The sequence below is a fragment of the Nioella sediminis genome (genome assembly GCF_001879695.1).
Lineage (GTDB): Bacteria > Pseudomonadota > Alphaproteobacteria > Rhodobacterales > Rhodobacteraceae > Nioella > Nioella sediminis.
Genome location: NZ_MNBL01000015.1, coordinates 1 through 11,419 on the forward strand (window position 1 = coordinate 1; position 11,419 = coordinate 11,419).

General features: G+C 65.4%; 15 protein-coding genes. 8 read left to right on the forward strand and 7 right to left on the reverse strand.

From position 1 onward, the window contains the following. A partial coding sequence (locus tag BKY26_RS01300) for a Hint domain-containing protein (RefSeq protein WP_193600166.1) occupies positions 1 to 408 on the forward strand: 408 nt, incomplete at its 5' end. Between the two features lie 131 nt (positions 409 to 539). After that, a complete protein-coding gene (locus BKY26_RS01305; RefSeq protein ID WP_071688597.1) occupies positions 540 to 1,232 on the forward strand; it encodes a hypothetical protein in 693 nt (230 codons plus the stop codon). Positions 1,233 to 1,316: 84 nt separating this feature from the next. Here BKY26_RS01305 and BKY26_RS01310 read toward each other — a convergent pair whose 3' ends face one another. Further along, positions 1,317 to 1,550 carry a DUF1150 family protein gene (locus tag BKY26_RS01310; protein ID WP_071688598.1) on the reverse strand — a complete coding sequence of 78 codons (234 nt, stop codon included), beginning with the start codon at positions 1,548 to 1,550 and terminating at the stop codon, positions 1,317 to 1,319. Next, the gene (locus BKY26_RS01315; RefSeq protein WP_071688599.1) at positions 1,543 to 1,971 is read right to left on the reverse strand and encodes an Hsp20 family protein; all 429 of its coding nucleotides are present in this window, start codon (positions 1,969 to 1,971) and stop codon (positions 1,543 to 1,545) included. Before BKY26_RS01315 ends, BKY26_RS01310 begins: the two co-directional genes overlap by 8 nt. Before the next feature lie 175 nt (positions 1,972 to 2,146). Between BKY26_RS01315 and BKY26_RS01320 the strand changes: the two genes are divergently transcribed. The 3 genes from BKY26_RS01320 to BKY26_RS01330 are packed head-to-tail and all read left to right on the forward strand — an operon-like array spanning position 2,147 to position 3,972. Further along, positions 2,147 to 2,365: a YdcH family protein gene (locus BKY26_RS01320; RefSeq protein ID WP_071688600.1), complete on the forward strand. Its 219-nt coding sequence runs from the start codon at positions 2,147 to 2,149 to the stop codon at positions 2,363 to 2,365. Positions 2,366 to 2,420: 55 nt separating this feature from the next. Further along, positions 2,421 to 2,909 carry a 5-(carboxyamino)imidazole ribonucleotide mutase gene (gene purE, locus BKY26_RS01325; protein WP_071688601.1) on the forward strand — a complete coding sequence of 163 codons (489 nt, stop codon included), beginning with the start codon at positions 2,421 to 2,423 and terminating at the stop codon, positions 2,907 to 2,909. Continuing rightward, a complete protein-coding gene (locus tag BKY26_RS01330; RefSeq protein WP_071688602.1) occupies positions 2,902 to 3,972 on the forward strand; it encodes a 5-(carboxyamino)imidazole ribonucleotide synthase in 1,071 nt (356 codons plus the stop codon). The genes purE and BKY26_RS01330 overlap by 8 nt, the downstream gene beginning before the upstream one ends. Positions 3,973 to 4,129: 157 nt before the next feature. On the opposite strand, the gene BKY26_RS01335 is transcribed toward BKY26_RS01330, so the two are convergent. Next, on the reverse strand, positions 4,130 to 4,858 hold the full coding sequence (locus BKY26_RS01335; protein ID WP_071688603.1) for an esterase/lipase family protein: 729 nt from the start codon (positions 4,856 to 4,858) through the stop codon (positions 4,130 to 4,132). A 76-nt stretch (positions 4,859 to 4,934) separates the two neighbouring features. Between BKY26_RS01335 and BKY26_RS01340 the strand changes: the two genes are divergently transcribed. Beyond that, on the forward strand, positions 4,935 to 5,381 hold the full coding sequence (locus BKY26_RS01340; RefSeq protein WP_071688609.1) for an NUDIX domain-containing protein: 447 nt from the start codon (positions 4,935 to 4,937) through the stop codon (positions 5,379 to 5,381). Here BKY26_RS01340 and BKY26_RS01345 read toward each other — a convergent pair. Next, a complete protein-coding gene (locus BKY26_RS01345) occupies positions 5,351 to 6,220 on the reverse strand; it encodes a DMT family transporter (protein ID WP_071688604.1) in 870 nt (289 codons plus the stop codon). The two genes, BKY26_RS01340 and BKY26_RS01345, sit on opposite strands and share 31 nt — an antisense overlap. Before the next feature lie 105 nt (positions 6,221 to 6,325). Continuing rightward, positions 6,326 to 7,462 (reverse strand): alpha-D-ribose 1-methylphosphonate 5-triphosphate diphosphatase, encoded by a 1,137-nt coding sequence (locus BKY26_RS01350; protein WP_071688605.1) that lies wholly within the window; start codon positions 7,460 to 7,462, stop codon positions 6,326 to 6,328. A 128-nt stretch (positions 7,463 to 7,590) separates the two neighbouring features. Here BKY26_RS01350 and BKY26_RS01355 point away from each other — a divergent pair, with 128 nt between their 5' ends. Continuing rightward, positions 7,591 to 8,175, forward strand: a complete 585-nt coding sequence (locus BKY26_RS01355) for a DUF2585 family protein (protein WP_071688606.1) — start codon at positions 7,591 to 7,593, stop codon at positions 8,173 to 8,175. A gap of 122 nt (positions 8,176 to 8,297) precedes the next feature. Here BKY26_RS01355 and groL read toward each other — a convergent pair whose 3' ends face one another. Both groL and BKY26_RS01365 read right to left on the reverse strand, forming a co-directional pair. Then, complete coding sequence (gene groL / locus BKY26_RS01360; protein WP_071688607.1) at positions 8,298 to 9,947, reverse strand: chaperonin GroEL; 1,650 nt, start codon at positions 9,945 to 9,947, stop codon at positions 8,298 to 8,300. Between the two features lie 50 nt (positions 9,948 to 9,997). Further along, on the reverse strand, positions 9,998 to 10,285 hold the full coding sequence (locus BKY26_RS01365) for a co-chaperone GroES (protein ID WP_071688608.1): 288 nt from the start codon (positions 10,283 to 10,285) through the stop codon (positions 9,998 to 10,000). A gap of 227 nt (positions 10,286 to 10,512) precedes the next feature. Here BKY26_RS01365 and BKY26_RS01370 point away from each other — a divergent pair. Continuing rightward, a partial coding sequence (locus tag BKY26_RS01370; RefSeq protein WP_193600167.1) for a Hint domain-containing protein occupies positions 10,513 to 11,419 on the forward strand: 907 nt, incomplete at its 3' end.

Genomic DNA, 11,419 nt, shown 5'->3' on the forward strand with positions numbered 1-11,419 from the left:
CCTGTGGTGATCGGCAAGGGTGTTCTGGGCAATCGCCGCCGGTTGCGGGTCTCGCCGCAGCATCGGCTGCTGATCGACGGGCCACGCGCCGAATTGCTGTTCGGCGAGAGGGAGGTTCTGGTCGCCGCAAAACACCTGATCGACGGAAGGCGCATTCGGTCCGAACCCTGCGACTGCGTGGAATACTGGCATCTGCTGTTTGACCGTCACCAGATCATCCTTGCCGAGGGCATCGCCGCCGAAAGCTTTCACCCGGCGGACCAGTCGATCAATGCGCTGGACCATGCCGCGCGCGAGGAAGTGCTGCGGATCTTCCCCGAGTTGCGCGGCACAGCCGCCGCCTACGGACCGCTCGCCCGCCCCGCGATCGGCGCGGCAGAGGCGAGGGCGGTCTTGCCAATCCCCTGATTCCACGCAAAAGTTTACGCGGCGTAAACCTTTCTGCAACACCCCTGATCTCCGTCGTGGGGGTGGCTTGAAGGAATCGGGGTGCGGCGCGAAGCTTGTCGGGTCAATCAATCTTTGGGGGGATTGAGTCTATGAAGAAACTCGTCACCATTCTGGCAGGCCTGATCCTGTCCATCACCATTGCGGGAAGCGCTGTTGCGCAAAGCCTGCCCTTCAGCTTCAGCGGCCCAAGCAGCTTTGCCCGTGGGCCCGACAGGCTGACCTTCGGCTTCATGTCGCCGTTCTGTTCCGATTGCCGGACCGTGGCCGGATTTGGTGGACCGGAAAACATCCATGTCGGAAATGCTCTTGGCCTTATGGTTGCCGCCACCTGGCTCAATGCCGCCGCGCGTGGGGCCTCGGCGTCTTCCTCGGCCCCGGTCCTGGCCTATACGCTCGGGCTGGAGCACATGAACTCCGACGTCAATGCCTTCGAGGCAGGCGGCTGGCTGTTTCCGACAAGCGGCAGTTCCACCTTCACCGGAATTTTCGTGGGCGCCGCCTATGAAACCCCGCTTGGCGGCGGCTATTCCAGCAGTTCCATCGCGGTGCCGACCTTCGGGTTCGGCCTGAACCTGGGCTATGGCTGGGCCGCTGTTGACGGCTTCGGCGGATCGTTCCAGATCAACGACTCGGGTCTCTATGGCCGCGCCGATGCCTATCTGGCCATTCCGCTGGCGGGCGGTGTGCTGCTGACGCCGGGCGTGTCCTACCGGCTGTTCGATTTCGGCGGCATCGAGGATCGCGGCCTGTCCGGGTTCCTGCGCCTTGTCATACCGCTATAACCTCCCTGCGACCTGTACCTCGTAGGGAAAACGAAGATGGGCGCCCTGTTTCGGGGCGCCCATTTTGCATTCGGCAATGTCTGATCAGTGCACGCTGACCGGCGTCATGTCGTTCTGCCGCGCCACCACGAAGGCCAGCTTGCGGTCCTTGACCAGTGCCAGTTGCTCCCCCGCCTCGTTGCCGATGGCATAAAGCTCTTTCAGCCCCGCGCCGCTGGCCTGCGCCCTGATCTCCTCGGGCAGATCATCGACGCGAACCTTGCGGACATAGACGATGGGACGTTCGCCGGCTTTCATCTTGTCACTGGGTTCATGCATCTGATGCCCCTCCCGTCCTGATCTTGATCGTCTGCACCACGTTTTCGGGGGCGGACCGTTTCAGATCCACATGCAACAGCCCGTGTTCCATGGCAGCGCCCGTCACCTCGACCCCATCGGCCAGCACGAAACTGCGCTGGAACTGGCGCGCGGCAATGCCCCGGTGCAGGAAGACGCGGCCCTCGCTGTCATCGCCCTGACGGCCCCGGATCACCAGCTGGCGGTCCTCCAGCGTGATCGCCAGATCCTCCTCGGCAAAGCCGGCGACGGCCAGCGTGATGCGAAAGGCATTCTCGCCCTTTGCTTCGATATTATAGGGGGGATATCCGTCATTGCCGGATTTCGCGGTCCGCTCCACCAGCCGTTCAAGCTGGTCGAATCCCAGAAGGAACGGGTGCGAACCAAGGGTCAGTTTCGTCATCGGGCACATCCTTTACCAAGCGATCTGCATGTATCGGCCCCGTTATGGCGGCCATTTGCCTCAATATGGGGGCGCTTCATGGCCCTTGCAAGGCGCGCAACGCTTTGCCCGTTGGGGATAATCCGGTATTCTCAAGGCCCTGCCGCAAGGCGACTCAGCCACAGGTCCAACGCCCATGAACGCCCCGAACGAGATGACACATGAAGATGTCCTGCGTGTGAAGCTGGGGGTTCTGACGCGCGAACACAGGGATCTCGATGAGGCGATTGGCGCGCTCGAGGAACGCCCGCTGCCTGACCAGCTGACTTTGCGCCGCCTGAAAAAGCGCAAGCTGGCGCTGAAGGACGCGATTCAGCGCATCGAGGATGAACTGACCCCGGATATCATTGCGTAACCCCGCGCCATGACTATAGTGCGCGCTTCCTGAGGGATAGCGAGGACATACCGCCATGGATCGGGTCGAGGTCGGGATCATCATGGGCAGCCAGTCGGACTGGCCCACCATGAAGGAAGCCGCCGACATTCTGGATGAGCTTGGCGTGCCTTTCGAGGCGCGAATCGTGTCGGCACACCGCACACCCGACCGGCTGTGGTCCTACGGGCGCGAGGCCGTGGGCCGGGGGCTCAAGGTCATCATCGCGGGCGCGGGCGGCGCGGCGCATCTGCCCGGCATGATGGCGTCGAAAACCCGCGTCCCGGTCATCGGCGTGCCGGTCCAGACCAAGGCGTTGTCGGGCGTCGACAGCCTCTATTCCATCCTGCAGATGCCGCGCGGCTATCCCGTGGCCACCATGGCCATCGGCGCGGCGGGTGCCAAGAACGCCGGGCTGATGGCGGCAGGTATCCTCGCCCTTGGCGACCCGGCCCTGGCCGAACGGCTCGACGCCTGGCGCGTGGCCCTGTCTGCCTCCATTCCCGAGGTGCCGGTTGATGAGTGACATGCTGCCCACCGGTTCCACCATCGGCATCCTTGGCGGTGGCCAGCTTGGCCGCATGCTCTCGGTCGCGGCCTCCCGCCTCGGCTACAAGACCCATATCTATGAGCCCGGCGCCGCCCCTGCGGGCGACGTGGCGGCCAAGGTCACGCAAGGCGCCTATGACGATCTCGACGCGCTGGCGCGCTTTGCCGCCTCCGTCGATCTCATCACCTATGAGTTCGAGAACATCCCCGCCGATGCGCTGGATGTCCTCTCGGCTACCACGCCGCTCTCCCCCTCCCGCCGCGCGCTGGAGGTGAGCCAGGACCGCCTGACCGAGAAAACCTTCCTGACCGACATCGGTCTGACGACGGCCCCCTTCGCGGCGGTGGACAGCGCCGGGGATCTGGCCCAGGCCATCGAGCAGATCGGCACCCCCGCCATCCTGAAAACCCGCCGCTTCGGCTATGACGGCAAGGGACAGGCGCGGATCATGACGCCGGATGACGCGCCGCAGGCGCTGGCAGATATGCAGGGCGCGCCCGCCATCCTCGAAGGCTTCATCGACTTCAGCCGAGAGATTTCCGTCATCGCCGCACGCGGGCGCGACGGTTCGATCTCCTGCTACGATCCCGGTGAGAACGTCCACGAAAACGGCATCCTCGCCACTACCACCGTGCCCGCCGCCATCGCGCCCGGGCTCAGAAGCGACGCCGTGCTGCTCGCCGCCCGCATCCTCAACGCGCTCGATTATGTGGGCGTGATGGGGGTGGAGCTCTTCGTGACGCCGCAGGGCCTCGTGGTCAACGAAATCGCCCCCCGCGTGCACAATTCCGGCCACTGGACGCAAGCCGGCTGCGCCGTCGACCAGTTCGAACAGCACATCCGCGCGGTGACCGGCTGGCCCCTTGGCGACGGCAAACGCCATGCCAATGTGGTCATGGAGAACCTGATCGGCGACGCCATCAACAGGGCCCCGCAACTCGCCGCCCAACCCGGCACCCAGATCCATCTCTATGGCAAGGTCGAGACCCGCCCGGGCCGCAAGATGGGCCATGTGAACACGGTGACCGGTCCCGCGTAACCTCTTCTTCTTGGTAAAAATACTCCCGCCGGAGGCATCCGACACCAGCCCCCGGCGCGACCCCCAGATCAAGACCACAGCCCCCACCACGGATCCGCGGCAGCGCGCGCCGAGGAGGGCCCCAAAGGGGCTTGACGAGGCGCGCTCGCGGGTCCCGTCAGGGAAGCAATTGCTCCACCGCATCCAGCAGGTCGAGATCCTGTTCAAACGCACCCGTTTGCAGGAAGGTCAGCGTTTCGGCCACCACTAGCGGGTTGTTCATCATGAAAGTGTGGCTCACGCGCAGGGCGATAAAATCCGCCATCCCCTCGACCATGGTCTCCTCGACCGAGACCTTGCCGTCATCCGGCCCCTCGATCAGCGCCGAGGTCACCGGGTTGATGGACCCATATCCCGCGATCACCCCAAGCTCGAAATCCACCGGCGGCAGGGCCAAGGGCACGCTGTCCTCGCCGGTGCCCAATTGCTGCCCGGCGGGGCCATGGACCCAGTCGAACGCCGCAAGATCGTCGAACCGATCCACCAGTGCCGCCCCCTGGTTTGGCGGTGCCAGCATCACCACCCGGCCAAGAACCGGCAGATCGTGTTCCGCCAGCCAATGGCGCAGCAGGATGCCGCCCATGGAATGGGTGACCACATGCACCGTGCCGGGTGCGCAGCTGGCAAGGGCTGGTTCGATGGCCGCCGCCGACAGCTCGCCGATCGTGCCTTCGGTGGAGGGGTAGCCAAGATTCACAACCTGGTAGCCTTCCCCCTCCAGCACCTCCTCCATCACCCAAAGCGAATTCGTGCTCCGCGCCAGCCCATGCAGCAGCACCACGCAGTCGGCGCGGGCCGGGATCGGGGCCAGACACAAGGCGGCCAGCAGGGCGAAAACCACTTTCATTCCCCCTATCTAGGCCAGACCGCCGATTTCCCAAGCCCCCTTGCGCAGCGGCGACAAGCCGGGCAGCATCCCGCTCATGCCAGTCCCCTCTCCCCGCCTTGCCGTGCGCGGCCTGCTCCTGATCGACAACCGCCTGCTTCTGGTCAACGCATGGCCCAAGCACCGGGGCAACCTGTGGTGCGCGCCTGGCGGTGGCGTCGAGCGTGGCAGTTCCCTGCCCGACAATCTGGCGCGGGAGTTTCACGAGGAAACCGGCCTGACGGTCGGTGTGGGCGACCCCTGTCTGGTCAACGAGTTCCACGACCCCGAGGGCACGTTCCATCAGGTCGATGTCTATTTCCGTTGCACGCTTCTGGCAGGCCAGCTCGACAACAATTGGAAAGATCCCGAACGGGTGGTCTGCGAACGCAGGCTGTTCAGCCGGGACGAAATCGCGCGGATCAAGGTCAAGCCCGACAGCCTCGCCGCCGTGGCCTGGGGCGAGGCGATCTTCTACGACCCGCTGGAGCCGATCCTGCGCTGAGGTGCCAGCAGGCCGAAGGCAATCCCCCCCAGAACGATTGCCGCCGCCAGCACCAGACGCAGCGACAGGCCTTCGCCAAGAAGCGCCACGCCCCCCAGAATGGCGATGACCGGGGCGGAAAGCTGAACCAGCCCCGCCACCGTGGCCTTGAGCTGCGGCAGCAGGGAATACCAGAGCGCATAGCCGAGACCCGAAGTCACCGCGCCCGACAGGCAGGCCAGCAGGATGCCCCGCGTGGTCGCTTCCACCGGTTCCATCTGCACCGGCAGGAAGATCGGGATGATCAGGCAGACCGGCGCGGCCCAGAGGAAATTCGCCGCCGTCGCCGCCAGCGGATCGCCCGCCTTGCGCCCTGCCAGCGAATAGACACCCCAGCCCACGCCCGCGAGCGCCATGAAAACGGTGCCCGTCAGCGGCACCGCAACCTCGCCTGCCGGCCAGACCAGCCAGCCGAGCCCCGCCATGGCCAGCCCCGCCCCGATCCACCGCGCGGGCGGCACGGACTCGCCGCCAAGGATCGCGCCCGCAAACATGGTGATCTGCACGCAGCCAAAGAGGATGAGCGCCCCAAGCCCCGCATCGAGCCGCAGGTAGGCAATGGAAAAGCCAAGCAGGTAGAGGCAGAGCGACAGCGCCCCGACAAGGCGTCCGGGCTGGAACATCGGCAGCCCGCGCCGCTGGATCAGCACCAGCACCACCAGCATGCCCGCACCCGACAGCACCCGGATGATGGCAAAGCCGAGCGCGTCGATATCGCCCCCGGCCAGTGCCATGCGGTTGAGGATCGAATTGGCCGCGAAGGCCAGCATGGTGAGGGCGGTGAGCAAGGCGAGGCGCATGGGGACTGTCCGAAGGTACCAGGGGGCCAGAACACCTCAGCATGGCTCCGGGCGCAAGGGAAAGTGCCCCTGCCTTCCGATTTCGCCGCGCTTGACCCAAGCGCCTTACAGGAACCGCGCGGCAACGCCGCCTGCCATCCAGCTGACCTGCCCGGCGCAGATCGTGGCCGCGACCCGGCGGGTTGCGGCCTCCACGATGACAAGGTCGGCCCGCAAGCCCGTCTCCAGCCGTCCCCGGTCGGTCCAGCCCATCACCTCTGCCGGGCGGCTGGAGATCAGCGCCCATGCGTCCTCCAGCGGCAACACCCCCCTATCGGCCAGCGCAAACGCCGCCTGTCGCGGGGTCGGGTAGTGATAATCCGACACCAGCGCATCGCAATGGCCCGCGCGGATGATCTCCTCTGCCGCGACCTTCTTGTCATGCGAGCCACCCCGGACCACGTTCGGCGCGCCCATGATCACCGCCTCGCCCGCCTCATGGGCGGCTGCGGCGGTGTCCTGGGTTTCGGGAAACTCCGCGATCCGGGCGCCCATGGCGCGAAACCGGGCACGGATTTCGGGGCTGGCATCGTCATGGCTGCCGAGGATCACGCCATCGGCCCTGAGCGCAGCGGCCAGCGCCGCCAGAGCCCCCGGCACCTCGTCGCGCCTCCCGTGCAGCTTGTGCAGCAGCGCCAGATGCGCCTCGGGGCTGCGGCCGCTTTTCAGGGCCTGCCCGGTCAGCCGCGGCGGGCGTTTGCCAGCGGCCAGCGCCGCATGGGGCAGGTGATCGTTGAACACCACGTAGCCGACCCCGGCCTTGCGGATCAGATCGCGCGCGCGGGCGTATTCCGCCAGCAGGTTCACCTCCAGCCGCAATTGCATCCGCATGTCTGTCAGGGGCTGCGCACGGGCCAGCACGCCTGCCAGCGTCTCGGCGAAATCCGGTCCGCGCATACCCCCTTCCCAGCTGAAGAACTGGGCCAGAACGGCGGTGGTGATGCCGTTCGCGGCCAGTTCCGCGTCGAGCGTCGCCAGCCCCTCGCCCGGATCGGTCACCGCCCCCCGGCGCGGGGCCACGTGGCGTTCGAACCCGTCGCCATGCAAGTCGATGATGCCGGGCAGAATCGTGTATCCCGCGAGGTCCACGACCTTGCCGGGCCTGTCGCTGACAAGGCCATCGGTCACGGAAACCGTGGCGGATGAAAACCCGTCGGGGCGCAGAACGCGGGCGTTGGTCAGGGTCAGGGGTGGCAGGGTCATGCGGCATGCCTGCCCGATTCCGGAGACCAAGGGAAGAGGCCAAGGGCAGGAGCCGGTCCGCAAGGCCCGACTATCCAGCCGCGCGCGACAGGTCTAAGGTGCTGAAACCGGGCGAAGAAAGACCACGCATGACACACCATCCCGCGCTGACCATCCTGGCCGTGCTGGGACTGCCTGCCATCGGCCTGACACTCTGGGCCTGGGGCCAGCCGCTGATCTGCACCTGCGGTTATGTTCAGCTTTGGGTCGGGTCGATCTGGGACAGTGGCAATTCCCAGCATATCGCGGACTGGTACACGCTTTCCCACATCATCCATGGGCTGCTGATCGGCCTTCTGGGATGGGCGCTGGCGGGCCGCCTGCCCTTTGGCTGGACCTACGCGCTGGCCATTTTGACAGGCGTGGGATGGGAGATTGTCGAGCACACGACTTGGGTGCTCGATGCCTTCCGCGCCACGACCATCAACCAGGGTTATCTGGGTGATAGCGTGCTGAATGCGGTCGCGGATTACGTCTTCATGATGGGGGGCTTCGCGCTGGCCTCTGCCATCCGCCCGCTCTGGTCGGTCCTGCTGATCGTCGTGCTGGAACTGACCGCATCCCTGATCGCGCGCGACAGCCTGAGCCTGTCCACGCTCAGCCTGATTTGGCCCATCGAGGCCGTGGATCAGTGGCAGCAGGAGCTGAACCCGCGGGCGGATGGCACGGATTGACGTCACTGAGGGCAATGCCCTGTCACGGCGCGTCCCCTTGGCCCGGATCGCCAAGGTCGGGCAGAAACAGAAAGGGGCCCGCCAATGGCGAGCCCCGTCCCTGTTCCTGACGGATCGGCAGATTACATCATGCCGCCCATGCCGCCCATGCCGCCCATGTCGGGCATGCCTGCGCCGGCTGCGCCTTCTTTCTGCGGCTTGTCGGCCACCATCGCTTCGGTGGTGATCAGCAGACCTGCGATGGACGCGGCGTCCTGCAGGGCGGTGCGCACAACCTTGGCCGGGTCGATCACGCCGAACTTGAACATGTCGCCATATTCTTCGGTCTGAGCGTTGAAGCCGAAGGCCTTGTCTTCGCTTTCGCGGATCTTGCCGGCGACAACGGCACCGTCAACACCTGCGTTTTCAGCGATCTGGCGCAGCGGGGCTTCCAGCGCGCGGCGCACGATGGCGATACCGGCGTTCTGGTCGGAATTCACGCCTTCCAGGCCCTCGAGCACCTTGGCGCCCTGAACCAGGGCAACACCGCCGCCCACAACGATGCCTTCCTGAACGGCCGCGCGGGTCGCGTTCAGCGCGTCATCGACGCGATCCTTGCGCTCTTTCACTTCCACTTCGGTCATGCCGCCGACGCGGATGACGGCAACGCCGCCCGCCAGCTTGGCCACACGTTCCTGCAGCTTCTCGCGGTCGTAGTCCGAGGTGGTTTCCTCGATCTGGCCACGGATCTGGGCGACGCGCGCTTCGATTTCCGCTTTCTCGCCAGCACCGTCAACGATGGTGGTTTCGTCCTTGGTGATCGAGATTTTCTTGGCGGTGCCAAGCATATCCATGGTCACGGACTCGAGCTTCATGCCGAGGTCTTCCGAGATCACCTGACCGCCGGTCAGGATCGCGATGTCCTGCAGCATGGCCTTGCGGCGATCGCCGAAGCCCGGTGCCTTGACGGCAGCGATTTTCAGGCCGCCGCGCAGCTTGTTGACCACGAGGGTCGCCAGCGCTTCGCCTTCGACGTCTTCCGCGATGATCAGCAGCGGCTTTTGCGACTGGATGACGGATTCCAGCAGCGGAACCATCGGCTGCAGCGACGAGAGCTTCTTCTCGTGCAGCAGGATCATGCAGTCGTCGAGTTCGGCAACCATCTTGTCGGGGTTGGTGACGAAGTAGGGGGACAGGTAACCGCGGTCGAACTGCATGCCTTCCACGACATCGGTCTCGGTTTCCAGACCCTTGTTTTCCTCGACGGTGATGACGCCGTCATTGCCCACTTTCTGCATCGCATCCGCGATCTGGCGGCCAATCTCGGCTTCGCCGTTGGCGGAAATGGTGCCGACCTGAGCGACCTCAGCGGAGTCGTTCACGGGGCGGGCAGAGGCTTTGATCGACTCGATCACGTTGGACACGGCGAGGTCGATGCCGCGCTTCAGATCCATCGGGTTCAGGCCGGCAGCAACCTGCTTCATGCCTTCCTTGACGATGGCCTGGGCCAGCACGGTCGCGGTGGTGGTGCCGTCGCCGGCTTCGTCATTGGTGCGGGAAGCGACTTCCTTCACCATCTGTGCGCCCATGTTCTCGAACTTGTCTTCCAGTTCGATTTCCTTCGCCACGGACACGCCGTCCTTGGTGATGCGCGGGGCGCCGAAGGATTTGTCGATCACGACGTTGCGGCCTTTGGGGCCGAGGGTCACCTTCACCGCGTCGGCGAGGATGTTGACGCCTTTGAGCATACGGTTGCGGGCATCGGTGTTGAACTTGACGTCCTTAGCAGCCATCGGTGGCTCCTTCCTTGGAATGTCTTGGTTTCAGTCGAAAAAGGGACGGCTCAGGCGATGATGCCGAGGATGTCCGACTCTTTCATGATCAAAAGCTCTTCGCCCTCGACCGTCACTTCGGTGCCCGACCATTTGCCGAACAGGACGCGGTCGCCGGCCGACACGGCCATTGCGATCAGCTCGCCCGAATCCTTGCGCGCGCCTTCGCCGCAGGCGACGATTTCGCCTTCGGACGGTTTTTCCTTGGCGCTGTCGGGGATGATCAGACCGCCCTTGGTCTTCTCGTCGCTTTCGATGCGGCGCACCAGCACGCGGTCATGCAGCGGTTTGAATGCCATCTCTCGAACACTCCTTAGGTTCGTTGTTTCTCCCATGTTAGCACTCACCGTGGTAGAGTGATAACGAGGCGTAGATAAGGGGGGGCCATGGGCGAGTCAACACGCCCGGTCGACAAAAATTCGGCATGCCTCGATTCACTCAACAGCAAGCATTCTTCGTGCTATCCTTGCGGTGTAACGAATAACCTGCGGCCTCGACCGGAACCGTGGGAACCTGTGAGCAGCGGATGCCGACCACAATCAACGGAAGCTGGATCGACGACAGCCTGACAGGCACCGCCGGCGACGATCAGATCAACGGCCAGTCCGGCCATGACACGCTGGACGGGGGCGCTGGCCATGACACGCTGTCGGGCGCGTCGGGTCAGGACGTGCTGCTTGGCGGCGACGGTCAGGATGTGCTCGATGGCGGGTCCGGTCACGACACGCTGTCGGGGGGCGACGGCGCTGACACCCTCGAAGGGCAAAGCGGCGACGACCTGCTGTCCGGCGGCGATGGCGACGACTCGCTCGATGGGGGATGGGGGTCCGATACCCTGTTCGGCGGCGCGGGCAATGACACCATCCATGCCATCGGCGGCGACGTGGTCGATGGCGGCGCGGGCGACGACCTGATCACCATGGGCGGCTATTCCGGGGGCAGCGATACCATCGCCTTCGGGCCGGGCAGCGGCCATGACACGGCCTCCGGCTTCAGCCCCGACAGCGACCACATCCATATTGGCGGCGCCGCGCCCGAGGATGTGATCCTGACCGCGACCGGCGATCCCAGGATCTGGGTTCTGACGCTGGACGGGGTGCCGGGGGCCAGCCTGACGCTCGATTTCACCTATCACTGGAACAGTGGCATCGACGAGGCCGACCTGCTCGACCGCATCCTCACCGATGACGACGGGCCAATGCCCGAAGATCCCTTTGGCCCGCCGATCTGCCTGACCACAGGGGCCATGATTGCCACCGCCACTGGCCCCCGCCCGGTCGAGGCGCTGCGCCCCGGCGATCTGGTGCTGACCCGCGATGCGGGCCTGCAACCGCTGCGCGCCAATCTGCACCGCCATGTGCCCGCCGCCGCCCAGCGCGCCGATCCCGCCCTGCGGCCGATCCTGATCGAGGCAGGGGCGTTCGGCGGGGGGC

What these genes read in the sequence shown, in the direction of transcription:
- BKY26_RS01305 (WP_071688597.1), top strand. Translation starts at nt 540, where the DNA reads ATGAAGAAACTCGTCACCATTCTGGCAGGCCTGATCCTGTCCATCACC.
- BKY26_RS01310 (WP_071688598.1), bottom strand. Translation starts at nt 1,550, where the DNA reads ATGCATGAACCCAGTGACAAGATGAAAGCCGGCGAACGTCCCATCGTC.
- BKY26_RS01315 (WP_071688599.1), bottom strand. Translation starts at nt 1,971, where the DNA reads ATGACGAAACTGACCCTTGGTTCGCACCCGTTCCTTCTGGGATTCGAC.
- BKY26_RS01320 (WP_071688600.1), top strand. Translation starts at nt 2,147, where the DNA reads ATGAACGCCCCGAACGAGATGACACATGAAGATGTCCTGCGTGTGAAG.
- purE (WP_071688601.1), top strand. Translation starts at nt 2,421, where the DNA reads ATGGATCGGGTCGAGGTCGGGATCATCATGGGCAGCCAGTCGGACTGG.
- BKY26_RS01330 (WP_071688602.1), top strand. Translation starts at nt 2,902, where the DNA reads ATGAGTGACATGCTGCCCACCGGTTCCACCATCGGCATCCTTGGCGGT.
- BKY26_RS01335 (WP_071688603.1), bottom strand. Translation starts at nt 4,858, where the DNA reads ATGAAAGTGGTTTTCGCCCTGCTGGCCGCCTTGTGTCTGGCCCCGATC.
- BKY26_RS01340 (WP_071688609.1), top strand. Translation starts at nt 4,935, where the DNA reads ATGCCAGTCCCCTCTCCCCGCCTTGCCGTGCGCGGCCTGCTCCTGATC.
- BKY26_RS01345 (WP_071688604.1), bottom strand. Translation starts at nt 6,220, where the DNA reads ATGCGCCTCGCCTTGCTCACCGCCCTCACCATGCTGGCCTTCGCGGCC.
- BKY26_RS01350 (WP_071688605.1), bottom strand. Translation starts at nt 7,462, where the DNA reads ATGACCCTGCCACCCCTGACCCTGACCAACGCCCGCGTTCTGCGCCCC.
- BKY26_RS01355 (WP_071688606.1), top strand. Translation starts at nt 7,591, where the DNA reads ATGACACACCATCCCGCGCTGACCATCCTGGCCGTGCTGGGACTGCCT.
- groL (WP_071688607.1), bottom strand. Translation starts at nt 9,947, where the DNA reads ATGGCTGCTAAGGACGTCAAGTTCAACACCGATGCCCGCAACCGTATG.
- BKY26_RS01365 (WP_071688608.1), bottom strand. Translation starts at nt 10,285, where the DNA reads ATGGCATTCAAACCGCTGCATGACCGCGTGCTGGTGCGCCGCATCGAA.